The 18,285-nt window shown below is 75.6% G+C and carries 14 protein-coding genes; 1 reads left to right on the top strand and 13 read right to left on the bottom strand.

Annotation, left to right across the window (positions count from 1 at the left end):
• Window positions 1–45 precede the first annotated feature (45 nt).
• Genes cobC through cobM form a run of 6 tightly spaced genes read right to left on the bottom strand, consistent with a single transcriptional unit; the run spans window position 46 to window position 6,312 of the window.
• Entirely contained in the window at window positions 46–1,107 is a 1,062-nt protein-coding gene (gene cobC, locus AC3ET3_RS27460) for an Rv2231c family histidinol phosphate aminotransferase CobC (protein ID WP_432138262.1), read from the bottom strand.
• Window positions 1,097–2,002, bottom strand: coding sequence for a sirohydrochlorin chelatase (locus tag AC3ET3_RS27455; protein WP_432157617.1), 906 nt, complete (start codon window positions 2,000–2,002; stop codon window positions 1,097–1,099). The genes cobC and AC3ET3_RS27455 overlap by 11 nt, the downstream gene beginning before the upstream one ends.
• Window positions 1,999–2,586, bottom strand: coding sequence for a precorrin-8X methylmutase (locus AC3ET3_RS27450; protein ID WP_435613059.1), 588 nt, complete (start codon window positions 2,584–2,586; stop codon window positions 1,999–2,001). The genes AC3ET3_RS27455 and AC3ET3_RS27450 overlap by 4 nt, the downstream gene beginning before the upstream one ends.
• Entirely contained in the window at window positions 2,583–4,265 is a 1,683-nt protein-coding gene (gene cobJ / locus AC3ET3_RS27445) for a precorrin-3B C(17)-methyltransferase (protein WP_435613058.1), read from the bottom strand. Before cobJ ends, AC3ET3_RS27450 begins: the two co-directional genes overlap by 4 nt.
• Window positions 4,262–5,497, bottom strand: a complete 1,236-nt coding sequence (cbiE, locus tag AC3ET3_RS27440; RefSeq protein ID WP_432157620.1) for a precorrin-6y C5,15-methyltransferase (decarboxylating) subunit CbiE — start codon at window positions 5,495–5,497, stop codon at window positions 4,262–4,264. The genes cobJ and cbiE overlap by 4 nt, the downstream gene beginning before the upstream one ends.
• The gene (cobM, locus tag AC3ET3_RS27435; RefSeq protein WP_432138257.1) at window positions 5,494–6,312 is read right to left on the bottom strand and encodes a precorrin-4 C(11)-methyltransferase; all 819 of its coding nucleotides are present in this window, start codon (window positions 6,310–6,312) and stop codon (window positions 5,494–5,496) included. Before cobM ends, cbiE begins: the two co-directional genes overlap by 4 nt.
• A gap of 77 nt (window positions 6,313–6,389) precedes the next feature.
• On the opposite strand from cobM, the gene AC3ET3_RS27430 reads away from it, so the two are divergent.
• Complete coding sequence (locus AC3ET3_RS27430; RefSeq protein ID WP_432138256.1) at window positions 6,390–7,118, top strand: ZIP family metal transporter; 729 nt, start codon at window positions 6,390–6,392, stop codon at window positions 7,116–7,118.
• Between the two features lie 11 nt (window positions 7,119–7,129).
• On the opposite strand, the gene cobI is transcribed toward AC3ET3_RS27430, so the two are convergent.
• Genes cobI through AC3ET3_RS27395 form a run of 7 tightly spaced genes read right to left on the bottom strand, consistent with a single transcriptional unit; the run spans window position 7,130 to window position 18,187 of the window.
• Window positions 7,130–7,894: a precorrin-2 C(20)-methyltransferase gene (gene cobI, locus AC3ET3_RS27425; RefSeq protein ID WP_432138255.1), complete on the bottom strand. Its 765-nt coding sequence runs from the start codon at window positions 7,892–7,894 to the stop codon at window positions 7,130–7,132.
• Complete coding sequence (locus tag AC3ET3_RS27420; RefSeq protein ID WP_435613057.1) at window positions 7,879–9,468, bottom strand: cobyrinic acid a,c-diamide synthase CobB; 1,590 nt, start codon at window positions 9,466–9,468, stop codon at window positions 7,879–7,881. Before AC3ET3_RS27420 ends, cobI begins: the two co-directional genes overlap by 16 nt.
• Window positions 9,468–10,067 carry a cob(I)yrinic acid a,c-diamide adenosyltransferase gene (gene cobO, locus AC3ET3_RS27415; RefSeq protein ID WP_358931834.1) on the bottom strand — a complete coding sequence of 200 codons (600 nt, stop codon included), beginning with the start codon at window positions 10,065–10,067 and terminating at the stop codon, window positions 9,468–9,470. Before cobO ends, AC3ET3_RS27420 begins: the two co-directional genes overlap by 1 nt.
• Complete coding sequence (locus AC3ET3_RS27410) at window positions 10,067–12,064, bottom strand: putative cobaltochelatase (protein ID WP_435613056.1); 1,998 nt, start codon at window positions 12,062–12,064, stop codon at window positions 10,067–10,069. Before AC3ET3_RS27410 ends, cobO begins: the two co-directional genes overlap by 1 nt.
• A complete protein-coding gene (cobN, locus tag AC3ET3_RS27405) occupies window positions 12,061–15,729 on the bottom strand; it encodes a cobaltochelatase subunit CobN (RefSeq protein ID WP_435613055.1) in 3,669 nt (1,222 codons plus the stop codon). Before cobN ends, AC3ET3_RS27410 begins: the two co-directional genes overlap by 4 nt.
• Window positions 15,726–17,234 (bottom strand): cobyric acid synthase, encoded by a 1,509-nt coding sequence (locus AC3ET3_RS27400; protein ID WP_435613054.1) that lies wholly within the window; start codon window positions 17,232–17,234, stop codon window positions 15,726–15,728. Before AC3ET3_RS27400 ends, cobN begins: the two co-directional genes overlap by 4 nt.
• Window positions 17,231–18,187: a cobalamin biosynthesis protein gene (locus tag AC3ET3_RS27395; RefSeq protein WP_435613053.1), complete on the bottom strand. Its 957-nt coding sequence runs from the start codon at window positions 18,185–18,187 to the stop codon at window positions 17,231–17,233. Before AC3ET3_RS27395 ends, AC3ET3_RS27400 begins: the two co-directional genes overlap by 4 nt.
• Between the last annotated feature and the right edge of the window lie 98 nt (window positions 18,188–18,285).

Raw genomic sequence — 18,285 nt, 5'->3', positions numbered from 1 at the left:
GCGCCCGGTGCTCCCGCTCGGCGGCCGTGCCCGGCGCCGCCGGGGTCAGCCGGTCGTGACGGCCAGCGCCCGGCCGAAGGCCGGCAGGAACCGGTCCACCGTCGCCCGGTCCCGCACGGCCAGCCGCAGCCACTCCTCGTCGAGCCCGGGGAACGTGTCCCCGCGCCGCACCGCGAAGCCCAGCTCCCGCAGCCGCCGCCGGACCGCCGCCGCGTGCACCACCCGCACCAGCACGAACGGGGCCTCCGCCGGGCCCGCGACCCGCACCCCGTCCCCGGCGAACCCACCGAGCCCGGCGACGAGATGGGCCCGGTCCGCGGCGATCCGGTGCGCCGCGTGCGCCGCCTCCGCGAGCGCCCGCGGCGACACGCACGCCTCGGCCGCCGCCAGCGCCGGCGTGGACACCGGCCACAGCGGCTGGGCCCGCTCCAGAGCCGCGACGGTCTCCGGCGCGGCGAGGACGTACCCGACGCGCAGCCCGGCCAGACCCCACGTCTTGGTCAGGCTGCGCAGCACCACCAGCCCCGGCACGTCCGTCCGCCCGGCCAGCGCCTCCCGCTCACCGGGCACCGCGTCCATGAACGCCTCGTCGACCACCAGCGTCCGCCCCGGACGCGCCAGTTGGACGATCGCCTCCGCCGGGTGCAGCACCGACGTCGGGTTGGTCGGGTTGCCCACGACCACCAGGTCCGCGTCCCCCGGCACCCGCTCCGGGTCCAGCCGGAACCCGTCGCCCGCCCGCAGCAGCACCCGGTCCACCGTGTGCCCGGCGTCCCGCAGCGCCGCCTCCGGCTCCGTGAACTGCGGATGCACCACCACCGGCCGGCGCACCTTCAGCGCCCGCGCCAGCAGCACGAACGCCTCCGCCGCCCCCGCCGTCAGCAGTACCCGCTCCACCGGCAGACCGTGCCGCGCCGCGACCGCCGCCCGCGCCGCCCGCCCGTCCGGATAGGCCGCCAGCCCCGCCAGCGAGGCCGCTATGTGCTCGCGCAGCCACACCGGGGGCGTGTCGGCGCGGACGTTCACGGCGAGGTCGACCAGCGCCGAGCCGTCGTCACGGACCTCGGCGTCCCCGTGGTGCCGCAGGTCGTGTCCCTCAGTGCGCATGGGAGTGTGCGTGCCCTCCGTGGTGGTGATGGTGGTGGCCGTCGTCGTCCGGGTGGAAGTGCGGCTGCTGCGCCATCCCCACCTTGTCCTCGAAGCCGGGCAGCGCGATCCGGTACACGCACGAGTCGCAGTTCATCCGCAGGTCGCCCTTGACGGCCTCCTCGTACCGCTCCATCACCAGGTCCAGCAGCTCCGGCTCCGGCCCGATCACGTCCGCCGACCGCACCTCGGCCTCCGGGTGCGCCGCCGCCCACTCCTCGGTCTGCCGCCGGACACGGTCCGGGAGGATGCCGGTGAACAGGAAGTACGGGAGTACGACGACCCGCTCGGCACCCAGCCGGGCGCACCGGTCGAGACCGCCCGGCACGTCCGGCGCCGCCAGCGACACGAACGCCGTCTCCACGCCCGCGTAGCCGCGCCCCTCCCAGAACAGCCGGGCCGCCTTGTGCACCTCCGCGTTGGCGTCCGGGTCGGTGGAGCCGCGCCCCACCAGCAGCACGGTCACCTCGCTCCGCTCCCACTCCCCGAGCACCTCCTCCACCCGCCGCTCCAGCACGCTCAGCAGCGCCGGGTGCGGGCCCAGCGGGCGGCCGTAGGTGTACGAGATCCCCGGGTGCCGCTCCTTCTCCCGGGCCAGCGCCGCCGGGATGTCCCCCTTGGCGTGGCCGGCGGACACCAGCATCAGCGGTACTGCGGCGAACCGCCTCACCCCGCGCTCCACCAGGTCGGTGACGGCCTCACCGAGCGGCGGCGGGGACAGCTCGATGAAGCCGCCCGCGACGGGCAGCTCGGGGTGGCGGCGCCCGAGCTCTTGGACGAAGGCGCGGAACGCCTCGGCTCCGGCGTCGTCCCGGGTGCCGTGGCCGGCGATGAGCAGGGCGGGCGGCGTGGTCACTTGTTCTCCTCGGCGGAAATCGGGTGGTACAGCAGGGCGTTGAGCGCGGCGGCGGCGACCGCCGACCCGCCCTTCTCGGACACGTTGCTCACGGCGGGCAGCCCGCTCTCGCGCAGCGCGGCCTTGGACTCGACCGCGCCGACGAAACCGACGGGCAGGCCGATGACGAGCGCGGGCGCGGCGTCCAGCGTCAGCAGCTCCTCCAGCGCGGTCGGCGCGTTGCCGATCACCCAGAGGGCACCGGGTCCGACCTGCTCGTGGGCGAGCCGGATCGCGTGCGCCGAGCGGGTCAGCCCCGGCCCGGCCACGGCGTCCCCGAGCCGGCAGACGGTCTGGCGCCGGGTGATCCCGGCGGCCACCATCCCGACGTCCACGACCACCGGCGCCCCGGCGTGTAGCGCCGCGTGCGCCTTGGCCAACTCGCCCTCGTCCATGACGAGATCGGTGGCGTACTCCAGGTCGGCGGCGGAGTGGACGACCCGCTCCACCACCGCCCGGGTCAGCGGCGGGAAGCGGGAGGTGTCCAGGCGGGCCCGCAGCCGGCGGTAGGACTCCTGCTCGATCGGATGGACGACACGGTTCATTTCGAGTCCTCCTGCCAGCGGTAGCCGCGCGGTGTCACCATGCGCCCCGCGATGATCCGGGTCGCCGTGTTGCCCACCGTCACGACCGTCATCATGTCGACGGTCGCCGGATCGAGCGCGCCCAGCGTCGTCACCCGGCTCGACTCGTCCGCGCGCGAGGCGTTGCGCACCACACCGACCGGCGTGGCGGGCGCCCGGTGCCCGGCGAGGATCGCCAGCGCCTTGGGGAGCTGCCAGTCGCGGCCCCGCGAGCGCGGGTTGTAGAAGGTGACCACGAGGTCCGCCTCGGCCGCCGCCCGCACCCGCCGCTCGATGACCTCCCACGGCGTGTGCAGGTCGGACAGGCTGATCGACACGTGGTCGTGGCCCAGCGGCGCCCCGAGGATCGCTCCGGCGGCCAGCGCGGCCGTCACCCCGGGCACCCCCACCACGTCGATGTCGTCCGACGCCTCGGCGAGCGCCGGCGACGCCATCGCGTACACGCCCGCGTCACCGCTCCCGATCAGCGCCACGGCCCGCCCCTCGCGGGCCTCCGCCACGGCCGTGCGGGCCCGCTCCTCCTCGGCCCCGAGCCCGGACTCCAGGATCCGGGTGCCCGGCCGCAGCAGATCACGGATCTGGTCGACGTACTGGTCGAGCCCGACCAGCACGGACGCCCGCCGCAGCTCGGCCTTCGCACGCGGGGTCAGCAGGTCCCGGGCGCCCGGCCCCAGCCCGACCACCGCGAGCCGCCCGCGCCCCGGACGCCGTACCACCGCGCAGGTGGCCATGGCGGGCCGCGCCGCCGACTTCCGCTTGGGCACGAGGAGTTCGCCCCCGCCGGCCAGCGCCGCCGCCTCCGCCACGGACGGCGTGCCCACCGCCGCGAGCGGCGCCGCGGAAGGGTTCGGCACCTCCACCGCCGCCAGCTCCTCGGCCGGGTACGTCACCACGGGCACCCCGAGCCGCGCGGCGGCCCCGACGATCCCGGGCTCCTCCGACTTGGCGTCGACGGTGGCGAGTTCGGCGACGCTGCGCGGCGACAGCCCGGCCTCCCGCAGCGTCCCCTCGATCAGGTCGAGCACCTCCGCCACGGGCGCACCCCGGGACGCGCCGACACCGACGACCAGCGTGGGCGGACGCAACAGCACCTCCCCGTCGGCCGGTTCACCCGCGCGGTCGGTCACCCGCACCCTGCGGTCCCCCCGGCCCGTGAACGGCAGCGGGGGCAGCGGCCACGCCACCTCGGCGTTCAGCGCGACCGGCTCACCGTCCAGCAGCGCCCGCGTCACCCCGGCGACATCGCCCTCGTACGGCAGCCCGAGGGTGTCCAGACCGGGCAGGCCGACCGCGTCCGTGGCCGTGGTCACCACCGGCCGTGCGCCCAGTACCTCGCCCACCTCACCGGCGAGCGCGTTGGCGCCGCCGCCGTGCCCGCCGAGCAGCGGCACGGCGAACCGCGCCGCCTCGTCGACGCACACCACGCCGGGGTCGGACGCCTTGTCCGCCAGCAGCGGGGCGACCAGCCGTACCACCGCCCCGGTGGCCAGGAAGCACACCAGCTGCTCGCACTCCCCGAACGCCCGCCGTACCGCGTCGGCCACGGGCCCGTCGTACACCCGCGTCCGCTCCGGCCAGGCCGCGGCCAGCCGGTCCCGCGCCGCCTCCCCCGCCGCGGTGGCGGAAATCAGGCCGATCACAGGGCAACTCCTTCACTAGGTGCCGGGGTTCTGACGCCCCACAGCAGGAAAACGGGATTGGTCGCCGCCAGCCGGGTCACGTCCCCCGGCAGCGGCGCGAGCCGCGACGACTGCAGCAGCACGCCCTCGCAGCCGAACCCGGCGTCGGCCAGCGCGTCCCGCGCCGCCGCCACCCGGTCCAGCGCGGCCACGGCCACCACCACCGAGCGCCGGGCCCGGCGGGCGCACGTTCCGACGATGTCCGCCAGCTCACGCCCGCCGCCCCCGACGAACACCGCGTCCGGATCGTCCAGACCGGCCAGCGCCCGCGGCGCCGCCCCGTGCACCACGTGCACGTCGACACCGTGGGCGCCGGCGTTGCCGCGGATCCGCGCCACCCCGTCGGCGGACTTCTCCACCGCCGACACGGCGGCACCCAGCCGCGCGCACTCCACCGCCACCGAACCGGACCCCGATCCGACGTCCCACACCAGATCGCCCGGCCGCGGCCCGAGCCGCGCCAGCGCCAGCGCCCGCACCTCGAACTTGGTGATCATCGAGTCGCGGTGCGCGAACTCCGCCTCCGCCAGCGCCCAGCCGGGCGGCGGCAGCGCCGGCCCCGCCACCGTCCGCACCGGACCGGCCGCCCGGGACGCGTCGAGACAGAGCACCACACTGACCGCCGCACCCCAGTCCCGGGCCGCCGCCTCGGCGGGCGTCACCCGCTCCACCCGCTCCCGCTCCGGATCGCCCAGCGCCGACGCCACCACCAGCACCCGGTCGTACCCCGCCAGCGCCGCCCCCAGCTCGGCCGGACCCGCACCGGGCCCGGTCAGCACGGCCACCTTCGGATACGCCCGGCACACGTTCACCGCGGTCCGCGGCGCCCGCCCGTGCGCACTCACCACCACCGCGTCGTCCCAGGTCAGCCCCAGCCTGGCGAAGGCCGCGGCCACCGATGACACCCCGGGCCGCACATCGAGCCGGTCCGCGCCGCACCGCTCGGCCAGCGCCCGCACCACCCCGAAGAACCCCGGGTCGCCCGACGCCAGCACCACCACCCGCCGGTCCTTCGCGTCGTACTCCGCGACCGCGTCCAGCGCCGGCGCCAGCGGCCCCAGCACGATCCGCTCCGCCGACTCCGGCAGCCGCACGGCGTCCAGGTGCCGCCGCCCCCCGACGACCAGCTCCGCCCGCGCGAGGACCTCCGGCGCGACCGGTGCCCCGGTCCCCGCGCCCACCACCGTGATCACGTCCCGGCACCCCGCGCGCGCAGCGCCTTACGGGCCTCGGGGTCCGCTTTGCGGTACCCGTGGAAGTGCCCCGGGTGGTACAGGTGCGAGCGGGTGCCGTGCGCGTCCAGCGCCGGACCCACCAGGAAGAGGGTGTGCTTCCAGAGCCTGTGCTCCTTCACCGTCTCCTCCAGCGTCCCGATCGTGCACCGCACGACCAGCTCCTCCGGCCAGGTCGCCTGGTACGCCACGACCACCGGCGTGTCCGTCGGGTAGCCGCCCTCCAGCAGCTCCCGCACCAGCTGCCCGCTGCGCGCCGCCGACAGGAACACCGCCATCGTCGTCCCGTGCCGGGCGAACTCCCGCACCTCCTCACCGGGCGGCATCGGCGTCTTGCCGCCGCCCAGCCGGGTCAGCACCACCGACTGCGCCACCTCCGGGATCGTCAACTCCCGCTGCGCCAGCGCGGCCACCGCCGAGAACGACGAAACCCCCGGCACCACCTCGGTCGCGATCCCGATCTCCCGGCACCGGTCGAGCTGCTCCTGCGTGCCGCCCCACAGCGCCGGGTCCCCGGAGTGGATCCGCGCCACCCGCAGCCCCTCGCGCGCGGCCCGCTCGTACACGGCCACCACGTCCTCCAGCGACATCGTCGCCGAGTCGAGGACCCGGGCGTCCTCCCGCGCGTGCTCCAGCACCTCCGCCTGCACCAGGCTCGCCGCCCAGATCACCACATCGGCCTCGGCGATGGCGCGCGCGGCACGGAACGTCAGCAGATCGGCGGCGCCGGGGCCGGCACCGACGAAGGTCACCTTGCCGGTGGGGGCATCGGCCATGGGTCGGGGTCCTCTCGTACGAAGCTTCACGGGGTTCGGATGTGCGCGCCGGGGTGCTCATCGGATACGAAGAGCACATGGCGGTGTTCGTCGCGCTCGGCGCGTTCCTGATGACGCTGGTCGGCGGCTGGACGGCGCAACGGGTGACCGACCGCCGGCACCTGGTCCTGGGCCTGGCCGGCGGCCTGATGCTGGGCGTCGTCGGCCTCGACCTGCTGCCGGAGGCGCTGGCCGCGGCCGGCACCGAGGTGTTCGCCGTACCGGCCGCGCTGCTGCTGTTCGTGGCCGGATTCCTGTTCGCCCATACGGTGGAACGTCTGCTGGCCACCCGCCGCGCCGCGCACGGTGGCGCCGAACACGGCGCCCGCACCCCGGAGGTCGGTCTCACGGCGGCCGCGGCCATGGTGCTGCACAGCGCCATGGACGGCCTCGCCATCGGCGCCGCCTTCCAGGTCGGCGGCGGCATGGGCGCCGCGGTCGCCGTGGCGGTGATCGCCCACGACTTCGCGGACGGCTTCAACACCTTCACCCTGACGACCCTGTACGGCAACGCCCGCCGCCGCGCGCTCGCCATGCTGGTCGCGGACGCGGCGGCCCCGGTGGCCGGCGCGGCCTGCGCCGCGTTCCTCACCGTCCCGGAACCGCTGCTCGGCGGCTACCTCGGCTTCTTCGGCGGCGCCCTGCTCTATCTGGCCGCCGCCGAGATCCTGCCCGAGGCCCACCACACGCACCCGGCCCGCTCCACCCTGCTGTGCACGGTCGCGGGCGTGGCGTTCATCTGGCTGGTGGTCGGCCTCGCGGAGTGACACCGGCGGTCTCACAGCTTGCCGCCCCGCGCGCCGTCCCGCGGCGCCGGAGCGATCAGCGTCGACAGGTAGGGCAGGGGCGCGCCGTCCAGGTCGGAGGCCCGGCGGATCGACTCCTCCGGCAGTCCCAGCGCCGACCCCCACACGGCGTCCGCCAGCCGTCCCGTCTCCCGCAACGCCTCGGCGACCTCGGCCGCCCGCCGCCCGAACTTGTACGCCACGACCGTCCCCGGGCCCGCCAGCGCCTCCTTCAGCACGGCCGGGCCCGCCGTCACCGGCACCAGCGTCAGCGGCTCGGTGCCCTCCGTCAGCACCGCCCCCGACCGCGCCGCGAGGTCCTGCATGGCGGTGATCCCGGGCACCGTCTCCACGACCGTCCCCGGCACCAGTTCACCGATGGTCTGCGCCAGGTACGTGAACGTCGAGTACACGTTGGGATCGCCGATCGTCGCGAACGCCACCCGGCCCCGCTCCCGCAGCAGCTGGGCGACCCGCGCGCCGGCCGCGTCCCACGCCGCCTCCCGCCGCGCCCGGTCGGACCGCTCGTTCAGCGCGAACACCACGCGCACGACCCTGTCCCCGGGCACGTAGTGCAGCACCGTCGCCTCGGCGCGGCCCGGCTCCCCGCCGTCCGTTCCGTCCGGCGCGGCCATCACCGGCACCACGACCACCTCGGCGGCCCGCAGCGCGTTGACGCCCTTGACGGTCACCAGCTCCGGATCCCCGGGCCCGACCCCGACCCCCACCAACCTGCTGCTGCTCATGACGTCCGGCACCTCTCCACGAACCGACGGGCGACACCGGGCGCGGACGCCCAGTGGGTGTGCAGGTAACTCGCGTGCACACCTCGCTGTACGAAACCCTCCACCCGCCGCCGCGGGACCCGGACCCCCCACGCGGGGGCCGCTCCCGCCCCCGGTTCCACGACGGTCCGGTGGAACTCGTGCCCCCGCATCCGCGTGCCCGCCGCGGCCAGCGCGCTGTCCCCGACCGCCACCGCGTCCCGGTAGCCGAGCGTCAGCCGCTCGCTCATCCGGGCGGTCGCGTCGAGCACCCCGCACATCGGCCGGCCGTCCAGCTCCCGGCACAGGTACAGCAGCCCCGCGCACTCGGCGGCCACCGGTGCCCCGGACCGCGCCAGGGCGGCCACGGACTGCCGCAGCGGCTCGTTCGCGGACAGCTCGGCGGCGTACACCTCGGGGAAGCCGCCCCCGACGACCAGCCCGCGGGTGCCGTCGGGCAGCCGTTCGTCGCGCAGCGGATCGAACGGCACCACCCGCGCCCCGGCCGCGGCCAGCAGCTCGGCGTGCTCCGCGTACGAGAACGTGAACGCGGCCCCGCCGGCCACGGCGACCACCGGCCCCGGCACCCCGTCCGGCCACGCAACCCCCGCCCGGTCGGCCCCTGCCGCCAAGTGACCCCGGCCACCGGCGGACCCGGCCCCCACGTCCCCCGGACCACCGGCGCCCCCGGCCACGACACCGCCCCGGCCACCGGCGGGCGCGGTCGTCGAGTCGCCCCGGTCACCGGCGGATCCGGCCGGCACGCCCGCGGCCCTGCCGACGGGGTCGGCGGCCGGCGCCCCGGCCCCGCCGCCGGACGGTCCCGCCAGCGCTGCGGCCGCGTCCCACGCCGGGCCCGCCACCGGGCCCGCGCCGCGCGCCAGCGCCAGCAACGCCTCCAGATCGCACCCCTCGGCGACCTGACGGCCCATCGCCGCCACGGCCGCCACCGCCGCCGACGACCGCTCGGCCACCGGCACCAGGCCCAGATGGCGCGACGGCGTCTCCACCGGCGCCGCCCGCCGCAGCACCCCCAGCACCGGCACCCCCGCGGAGTCCAGCGCCTCCCGCAGCAACTCCTCGTGCCGGTCCGAGGCCACCTTGTTCAGGATCACGCCCCCGACCCGCACCCCCGGATCCCACGACACGAACCCGTGCACCAGCGCCGCCACCGACCGCGACTGCGACGAGGCGTCCACGACCAGCACCACCGGCGCCCGCAGCAGCTTGGCGACATGGGCGGTGGAGGCCAGTTCGCCGTCCCCCGCCGCCCCGTCGAACAGCCCCATCACACCCTCGACCACGGCCACGTCACAGCCGCGCGCACCGTGCGCGAACAACGGCCCGACCAGCTCCGGACCGCACAGGTACGCGTCGAGGTTCCGCCCCGGCCGCCCGCACGCGAGCGTGTGGTACCCGGGATCGATGTAGTCCGGCCCGACCTTGTGCGGGGACACGGCGAGTCCCCGCGCGGCGAACGCGGCCATCAACCCCGTGGCCACGGTCGTCTTGCCGCTGCCGGAACACGGCGCGGCCACGACCAGCCGGGGCACGGACGTCGGGGACATCACCACTCGATGCCCTTCTGGCCCTTCTGCCCCACGTCCATGGGGTGCTTCACCTTGGACATGTCGGTCACCAGATCCGCGAGGTCCACCAGCTTCTCCGGGGCGTTGCGTCCGGTGATCACCACATGCTGGGTGCCGGGCCGGTTCCGCAGCACGTCGACCACCTCGTCGGTGTCGACCCACCCCCAGTGCATCGGGTACGCGAACTCGTCCAGCACGTACAGCCGGTACGTCTCGGCCGCCAGATCCCGCTTGACCTGCTCCCAGCCCTCCCGCGCCTTCTCCTCGTTGTCCATCTGCGCGTCGCGCTGCACCCAGGACCAGCCCTCGCCCATCTTGTGCCAGTCGACGGAGCCGCCCTCCCCGCTGGCGCCGAGCACCCGCAGCGCGTTCTCCTCGCCCACCTTCCACTTCGCCGACTTGACGAACTGGAACACCCCGATCGGCCACCCCTGGTTCCAGGCCCGCAGCGCGAGCCCGAAGGCGGCCGTCGACTTGCCCTTGCCGACCCCGGTGTGCACGACGACCAGCGGACGATTCCGCCGCTGACGCGTCGTCAGTCCGTCGTCGGGCACCACACTCGGCTGCCCCTGAGGCACTACGCGGCCCTCCCCTGTACGTCCTTGACCAGTCCGGCGATGCTGTCCGCCCGCAGTCCGTCCAGCGTCACCGCGGTCCCGCCCAGCTCACCGGCGAGCTTGCCCGCCAGCCCCAGCCGCACCGGCCCGGACTCGCAGTCCACGACGACCGAGGCCACCTGCTCGGCCGCGAACAGGGCGGCGGCCCTGGACGCCGGCACCAGCGGCTCCGGACCTCCCGTCGCCCGCCCGTCCGTCACCACGACCACCAGCGCCCGCCGCGCCGGGTCCCGCAGCCGCTCCACGCGCAGCACCTCGTGCGCCCTCAGCAGCCCGGCCGCCAGCGGAGTCCGCCCACCGGTCGGCAGCGACTCCAGCCGGGCCGCGGCGGCGTCGACGGACGAGGTCGGCGGCAGCGCCACCTCGGCGCCCGACCCGCGGAACGTCACCAGCCCCACCTTGTCCCGCCGCTGGTACGCGTCGAGCAGCAGCGACAGCACCGCGCCCTTCACGGCACCCATCCGCTGCCGGGCGGCCATGGAACCGGAGGCGTCCACGACGAACAGCACGAGGTTCCCCTCGCGCCCCTCCCGGGCGGCCTGCCGCAGGTCGTCCCGCCGGATCACCAGCCCCGGCCCGGACCGCCCGCGCGCCCGCTGATGCGGCGCCGCCGCCCGCACGGTCGCGGCCAGATGCAGCCTGCTCAGCGCACCCCGCGGCCGACGGGCCCCCATCGTCCGCCCGTGCTCGGTCCGCGCCCGCGAACGCCGCCCGGCGGCACCCTCACCGATCCCGGGCACGCTCAGCACCTTGGCCCGGAACGGCTCGGCGGCCCGCACGGGCGACTGCTCCCCGGCACCGGACGCCCGCGGCTCACCGCCCTCCCCGGCCTCGGGCCGCGCGGCGGTGTCACCGCCCTGTGGATCACCGTCCCCGGGCGACGGCTGCCCACCGCCCCCGCCACCGGGACCGTCGGGATCCGGGTCGTCGTCCCGGGGGTCCTCCTCGGCGGCCTCCTCCAGCGTCTGGTCGAGCTTGTCCTCGTCCAGCCCCGGCGCGTCGAAGGGGTTGCGCCGCCTGCGGTGCGGCAGCGCGAGCAGCGCGGCCTGACGGACGTCCTCGGCCAGCACGTCCGTCCGCCCGGCCCAGGCCGCCAGGGCGGTCGCCGTCCGCGCCATCACGATGTCGGCCCGCATCCCGTCGACCTCGAACGCCGCGCACGTCGCGGCGATCTGCCGCAGCGCCCCGTCGCCCAGCCGCACCCGCGGCAACAACTCCCGCGCGGCGACGATCCGCTCCCGCACGGCGGTCTCCTCGTCGGCCCAGCGCGCGGCGAACCCGGCGGGGTCGTCGTCGTAGGCGAGCCGCCGCCGCACGACCTCCACCCGCTGGTCGGGCTCGCGCGAGGCGGCCACCTCGACGGTCAGCCCGAACCGGTCGAGCAACTGCGGCCGCAGTTCGCCCTCCTCCGGGTTCATGGTCCCGACGAGCAGGAAGCGCGCGGCGTGCCGCACCGACACGCCCTCGCGCTCGACGTAGGAGGCGCCCATGGCGGCGGCGTCCAGGAGCAGGTCGACCAGGTGGTCGTGGAGGAGGTTGACCTCGTCGACGTACAGGATCCCGCGGTGCGCTTGCGCCAAGAGGCCGGGCTCAAAGCTCTTCACGCCTTCGGCCAGAGCGCGCTCGATGTCGAGCGATCCCACCAGCCGGTCCTCTGAGGCACCTACGGGCAGCTCGACCATGCGGGCGGGGCGCCGAGTGCCGTTGCCCGGCTCGTGCGGCCCGTCCGGGCAGGCGGGGTCGGGGGCAGCGGGGGCGCAGGAGAACCGGCAGCCGGGGACGACGGCGACCTCCGGCAGCAGCGCCGACAGGGCGCGTACGGCGGTGCTCTTCGCGGTCCCCTTCTCGCCGCGCACCAGCACCCCGCCCACGGCGGGGCTCACCGCGTTGAGGAGCAGCGCCAGGCGGAGGTCGTCCTGGCCCACGACGGCGGTGAACGGGAACGGGATGGTGGTCACTGGTCGCCCTCCAGGTCGCCTTCGAGTTCCAGGTAGGTGGCGCGCAGCCGCTCGATCGTGTCGGCGTCCGGCTCCGCCCACAGCCCGCGGTCCGCCGCCTCCAGCAGCCGCTCGGTGATGCCCCGCAACGCCCACGGGTTGGACCGGCGCATGAAGTCCTTGTTCTCCGGGTCGAAGACGTACTCGGCGCTCAGCTTCTCGTACATCCAGTCGTCCACGACGCCGGCCGTGGCGTCGTACCCGAAGAGGTAGTCCACCGTCGCCGCCATCTCGAAGGCGCCCTTGTAGCCGTGGCGCCGCATGGCCGCCATCCAGCGCGGGTTGACCACCCGGGCGCGGAAGACCCGGTGCGTCTCCTCACCCAGCGTCCGCGTCCTCACCTGGTCCGGCGTCGCCGAATCGCCCACGTACGCCTCGGGGTTGGCCCCCGTCAGGTGCCGCACCATGGCGACCATGCCGCCGTGGTACTGGAAGTAGTCGTCGGCGTCGGCGATGTCATGCTCTCGCGTGTCGACGTTCTTCGCCGCCACCGCGATCCGCCGGAACGCCGTCTCCATGTCCCCCCGGGCCGCCCGCCCGTCGAGCCCGCGCCCGTACGCGTAGCCGCCCCAGACGGCGTACACCTCGGCGAGGTCCGCGTCGGACCGCCAGTTCCGCGCGTCGATCAGCGGCAGCAGCCCTGCGCCGTAGGCCCCTGGCTTCGACCCGAAGATCCGGGCCGTGGCCCGCCGCCGGTCCCCGTGCCCGGCGGCGTCCTCGTCCACGTGCGCCCGTACGTAGTTCGACTCGCCCGGCTCGTCCAGCTCGGCCACCGCCCGGACCGCGTCGTCGATCAGCCCGACCACGTGCGGGAACGCGTCCCGGAAGAACCCGGAGATACGGACCGTGACGTCGACGCGCGGCCGCCCCAGCTCCTCCAGCGGGATCACCTCGAAGCCGGTCACCCGGCGCGACGCGTCGTCCCACACCGGCCGGCACCCCAGCAGCGCCAGGATCTCGGCGATGTCGTCCCCCTGGGTGCGCATCGCGGACGTGCCCCACACGGTGAGGCCCACCGACCTCGGGTACTCGCCGGTGTCCTGCAGATAGCGCGCCACCAGCGAGTCGGCCAGCGACTGCCCGACCTCCCAGCTCAGCCGGGACGGGATCGCCTTGGGGTCGACGGAGTAGAAGTTGCGGCCGGTCGGAAGGACGTTGACCAGACCGCGGGTCGGAGAGCCGGACGGGCCGGCGGGCACGTAGCCGCCGCGCAGCGCCCGGAGGATGTGCCCGATCTCGTCCGTCGTGCGCGCCAGCCGGCGCACGACCTCCGTGCACGCGAACTCCAGCACGGCCACGGCGTCGGGGAGTTCGGCCCCGATCACGTCCCGCACCAGCGGCGCGGCCTCGGCCACCGCCCAGCCGCGCTGTTCCATCCCCTCGGCGATCCGCCGGGCCAGCTGCTCCAGCAGGTCGATCACGTCGGACGCGGTCCGCGACGGGCCGTCGGCCAGGTCCGTCAGCTCCACCGGGACCTTCACGGGCGCCCCGGGCTCGCCCAGCAGCTCCTTCTCCACCAGCCCGAAGTGCGCCGCCAGCGCCGCCCGCAGCCCTGGCAGCGCGTTCGCCCGGCCGCCCCACACCTGCGAGGCGCGCAGCACGGCCAGCACCAGGTTCACGCGCGGCTCGCCGACCGGGCCGCCGCCGAGGACGTGCAGGCCGTCCCGGATCTGCACGTCCTTGATCTCGCACAGGTATCCGTCGATGTGCATGACGAACTCGTCGAACGCGTCGTCGTCGGGCTGCTCGTCGACGTGCAGGTCGTGGTGCAGCTCGGCCGCCTTCACCAGCGTCCAGATCTGGGCGCGCACCGCCGGGGCCTTCACCGGGTCCAGGTCGCTGACCAGGGCGTACTCGTCCAGCAGCTGTTCCAGCTTGGCCAGGTCGCCGTAGGTGTCGGCGCGCGCCATCGGCGGCACCAGGTGGTCGACCACGGTGGCGTGCCCGCGCCGCTTGGCCTGGGTGCCCTCGCCGGGGTCGTTGACGATGAACGGGTAGACCAGCGGGAGGTCGCCGAGGACCGCGTCCGGGGCGCAGCCGCGGGAGAGGCCGAGGCCCTTGCCGGGCAGCCACTCCATCGTGCCGTGCTTGCCCATGTGCACGATCGCGTCGGCGCCGAAACCGCCCTCCGACGGCGCGGCCTCCAGCCACCGGTACGCCGCCATGTAGTGGTGCGAGGGCGGCATGTCCGGGTCGTGGTAGATCGCGATGGGGTTCTCGCCGAAGCCGCGCGGCGGCTGGATCATCACGACGACGTTCCCGAACCGCAGGGACGCCAGCACGATGTCGTCACCGTCGACGTACAGCGAGCCGGGCGGCTCCCCCCACGCCTGGAGCATGGCCTCGCGCAGTCCGGGGTCCAGCTCGTCGAACCAGGCCCGGTAGTGGGCGAGCGGCACGCGCGCGGGCGCGGCGGCGAGCTGCTCCTCGGTGAGCCATTCGACGTCGTGGCCGCCGGCCTCGATGAGCCGGTGGATCAGCTCGTCGCCGTTGTCCGGGTACCCGTCGACCGCGTATCCGGCCGCCCGCAGCGCGTCCAGCACGCGTACCGCCGAGGCGGGCGTGTCGAGGCCGACCGCGTTGCCGACGCGCGAGTGCTTGGTCGGGTACGCGGTGAAGACGAGCGCGACGCGCTTGTCGGCGTCGGCCTTGTGCCCGAGTGCCGCGTGCCGTACGGCGATCCCGGCCACCCGCGCGGCCCGTTCGGGGTCGGCGACGTACACCGGTACGTCGTCCGGGCCCTGTTCCTTGAAGGAGAACGGGACCGTGATCAGCCGCCCGTCGAACTCGGGGATCGCGACCTGCATGGCCGCGTCCATCGGGGACAGCGCGGCGTCGGACTCCTCCCAGGCGGCCCGTGACGACGTCAGGCACAGCCCCTGCAGGACGGGGATGTCCAGGTCGGCGAGCGCGCCCACGTCCCAGGTCTCCTCGTCACCGCCGGCCGACGCCTGCGAGGCGTGCGTGCCGCCGGCCGCGAGCACGGTCGCGACCAGCGCGTCGGCCTGCCCCAGCAGCTCGTACAGCCCGCTGTCCGCCCCGCGCAGCGAACCGCAGAACACCGGCAGCGCGTTGGCGCCGCGCGCCTCGATCGCGTCGCACAGGGTGTCGACGAAGGCGGTGTTGCCGCTCAGTTCGTGGGCCCGGTAGAACAGCACGCCGACCGTCGGCCGGCCCGGCACGCGCGCGCGGTTCCCGTGCGGCCCGTACTCGGGCATCCTGCGCGGCCCGTCGAAGCCCTCGCCGGTCAGCAGCACGGTGTCGGACAGGAACCGGGCCAGCTCGGCCAGGTTGTCCGGCCCGCCCTCGACGAGGTACTTCAGCGCCTCGGCGACGACACCGGCCGGTACCGTCGACTCGGCCATCAGCTCGGCGTCCGGCACGGCCTCGCCGCCCAGCAGCACGGTCGGGATCCCGGACGCCCGGAGCGCGGCGAGCCCGTCCTCCCAGGCGCGCTTGCCGCCCAGCAGCCGTACGACGGCGATGTCGCAGCCCTCGACGAGCGCGGGGAGTTCCTCGGCGACGTCCACCCGGGTCGGGTTGCCGATCCGGTAGTCGGCGTCACCGGCGGCCCGGGCCGCCAGCAGATCGGTGTCGGCGGTCGACAACAACAACACTGTGCTCATGCGGGCGCTCCCGGTGGAATGAAAGGCAGTCCTTGCGGCGCGCCCGACTCGATGAGCCGCCACAGCGCGTCCGTGTCCGCGTGCTGTTCGATCAGGTCGCCGAGCCGGTCGAGCTGCTCCTCGCGCAGCGCGGCGAAGGAGGTGTCGGGGGCGGGCACGAAGCGGCGGCCCGCGGCGGCGGCCACCTCGCGCAGGAAGGCCCGCCGGAAGCCGTCCGACTCCAGTGAGCCGTGCCAGTGCGTGCCCCAGGTGTGGCCGACCCGGCAGCCGTCGAGGAAGGGCTCGCCCCCCACGACGTCGGCGACCCCGTGGTGGATCTCGTACCCCTCGACGGGCTCGCCGAGGGCCCGGCCCGCCGGCCGGGTGAGGGTCTTCTCGCGGGCGAACCGCACCCGCACGGGCAGGATGCCGAGGCCGTCGACGTGCCCTGTACGGCTCTCGACGTCGTCCTCGATGTGCTCGCCGAGGATCTGGAAGCCGCCGCAGACACCGAGCACCGGCCTGCCCTCGGCGGCCCGGCGCACGAGGGCCTCCGCGAGGCCCCGCGCGCGCAGCCACTCCAGGGCCCTGACCGTGCCCCGGGTTCCCGGGACGACGACGAGATCGGCGTCGGCCAGTTCCTCGGGCCGGTCCACGAACCGCACCACGACACCGGGTTCGGCGGCCAGGGCGTCGACGTCGGTGAAGTTGGACATGAGCGGGATCGCGCAGACGGCGACCCGCAGGACGTCCTCGCCGACGGGCGGGGCGACGTCCGACTCCCGCACGCTTCCCCGCAGGGAGACCCGCAGCCCGTCCTCCTCGTCGATCCCGAGCCCGTGCCGGAAGGGCAGCACGCCGTACGTCCGCCGCCCGGTGAGCCCGTGCAGCATGTCGAGGCCGGGTTCGAGCAGCGAGACGTCCCCGCGGAACTTGTTGACGAGGAACCCGGCGACCAGCTCCTGGTCCTCCGGCGACAGCAGGGCGACGGTCCCGAAGAAGGAGGCGAAGACACCGCCGCGGTCGATGTCGCCCACGACGAGCACGGGCAGCCGCGCACGGCGCGCGACGCCCATGTTGACGATGTCGGTCCGCCGCAGATTGATCTCGGCGGGAGAACCGGCCCCCTCACAGATCACCGCGTCATACGTGCCCCGCAACTCGGCGAGACAGTCGAGCACGGTCCCCAGCAGCTGCTGCTGCCGCCCGCCGTGGTAGCCGCGCGCACTGAGCTCACCCACCGGCTTGCCCATCAGCACGACCTGACTGCTCTGCTCGCCCCCCGGCTTCAGCAGCACCGGGTTCATGAGCGCGGTCGGCTCCACCCGGCAGGCCTGCGCCTGCATGGCCTGTGCCCGCCCGATCTCGGCGCCCTCGCGCGTCACGAACGAGTTCAGCGACATGTTCTGCGCCTTGAACGGCGCCACCTTCACGCCCTGGCGCGCCAGCCAGCGGCAGATCCCGGCGGTGACGACGCTCTTGCCGGCGTCGGAGGTGGTGCCGGCGACGAGGAGACCCCCGCTCATGACGTACGCCCCTTCGTGAGAGCCCGGACGGCGAGTCGCCCGGCGACCCCGGCGCCGAGCGCGAGCCAGCCGACCCGCCGGGAGAGCCGTACCGCCCGGTCGATGTCGGTCACGGCGACGGCCCGGCCGGCCGCGCCGTTGAGGACGGGCCGGTGCTCGACCCGGCCGCCGTAGGAGAGGGTGCCGCCGAGCCGCACCCCGAGAGCGCCCGCGAAGGACGACTCCACCGGGCCGGCGTTGGGGCTGGGGTGGCGGCCGGCGTCGGCCCGCCAGGCCCGGACGGCGCCGCGCGGGTCGGGCCCGGCGACCGCGGCGAGCACGGCGGTCAGCCGGGCGCCGGGCCAGCCCGCGAGGTCGTCGAGGCGGGCGGAGGCCCAGCCGTAGCGCCGGTAGCGGGGCGACTTGTGGCCGACCATGGCGTCGAGGGTGTTGACGGCGCGGAAGCCGACCAGCCCCGGTACCCCGGCGAGGGCGCCCCACACCAGGGCGCCGACGACGGCGTCGGAGGTGTTCTCGGCGACCGACTCGACGACGGCCCGGGCGATTCCGTCGGCGTCCAGCGCCTGCGGGTCGCGGCCGCACAGGTGCGGCAGCCGGGCGCGGGCCGCGGCCACGTCGCCGGCCGCGAGGGCGTCCCCGACGGCCCGGGCCTCCCGGGCCAGCGAGGTGCCGCCGACGACGGCCCAGGTGGCCATGCCGGTCAGGGCGACGGAGGCGGTGGGGGAGCGGCGTACGGCACGGGCGACCGCGGCGCCCACGGCGACGGTGCCGCCCACGCACACGGCGGTGTGCAGGGCGCCCCGGCCCCGGTGGTCGCGCCACAGGACCCGCTCCACGGCGGTGGCGGCCCGGCCGAACGCGGCGACCGGATGGCCCCGGCGAGGATCGCCGAGCAGGAGGTCACCGAGGAGGCCGGCGGCGGCGCCGTACGCGAAGACGCGATCGGCCCGCATGGGCTCAGCCGGCCGTGGGGTCGGGCAGGGCTCCGGTACTGACGCTCGATCGGCAACCGCGCATGGCGATACGTGTCCTCACTCAGGGTGTCCACGCC

The sequence above is a fragment of the Streptomyces sp. bgisy159 genome, assembly GCF_057707805.1.
This window is presented reverse-complemented; position numbering and strand designations above follow the sequence as displayed.

What these genes read in the sequence shown, in the direction of transcription:
- cobC (WP_432138262.1), bottom strand. Translation starts at nt 1,107, where the DNA reads ATGCGCACTGAGGGACACGACCTGCGGCACCACGGGGACGCCGAGGTC.
- AC3ET3_RS27450 (WP_435613059.1), bottom strand. Translation starts at nt 2,586, where the DNA reads ATGAACCGTGTCGTCCATCCGATCGAGCAGGAGTCCTACCGCCGGCTG.
- cobM (WP_432138257.1), bottom strand. Translation starts at nt 6,312, where the DNA reads ATGGCCGATGCCCCCACCGGCAAGGTGACCTTCGTCGGTGCCGGCCCC.
- AC3ET3_RS27430 (WP_432138256.1), top strand. Translation starts at nt 6,390, where the DNA reads ATGGCGGTGTTCGTCGCGCTCGGCGCGTTCCTGATGACGCTGGTCGGC.
- AC3ET3_RS27420 (WP_435613057.1), bottom strand. Translation starts at nt 9,468, where the DNA reads ATGTCCCCGACGTCCGTGCCCCGGCTGGTCGTGGCCGCGCCGTGTTCC.
- cobN (WP_435613055.1), bottom strand. Translation starts at nt 15,729, where the DNA reads ATGAGCACAGTGTTGTTGTTGTCGACCGCCGACACCGATCTGCTGGCG.
- AC3ET3_RS27400 (WP_435613054.1), bottom strand. Translation starts at nt 17,234, where the DNA reads ATGAGCGGGGGTCTCCTCGTCGCCGGCACCACCTCCGACGCCGGCAAG.
- AC3ET3_RS27395 (WP_435613053.1), bottom strand. Translation starts at nt 18,187, where the DNA reads ATGCGGGCCGATCGCGTCTTCGCGTACGGCGCCGCCGCCGGCCTCCTC.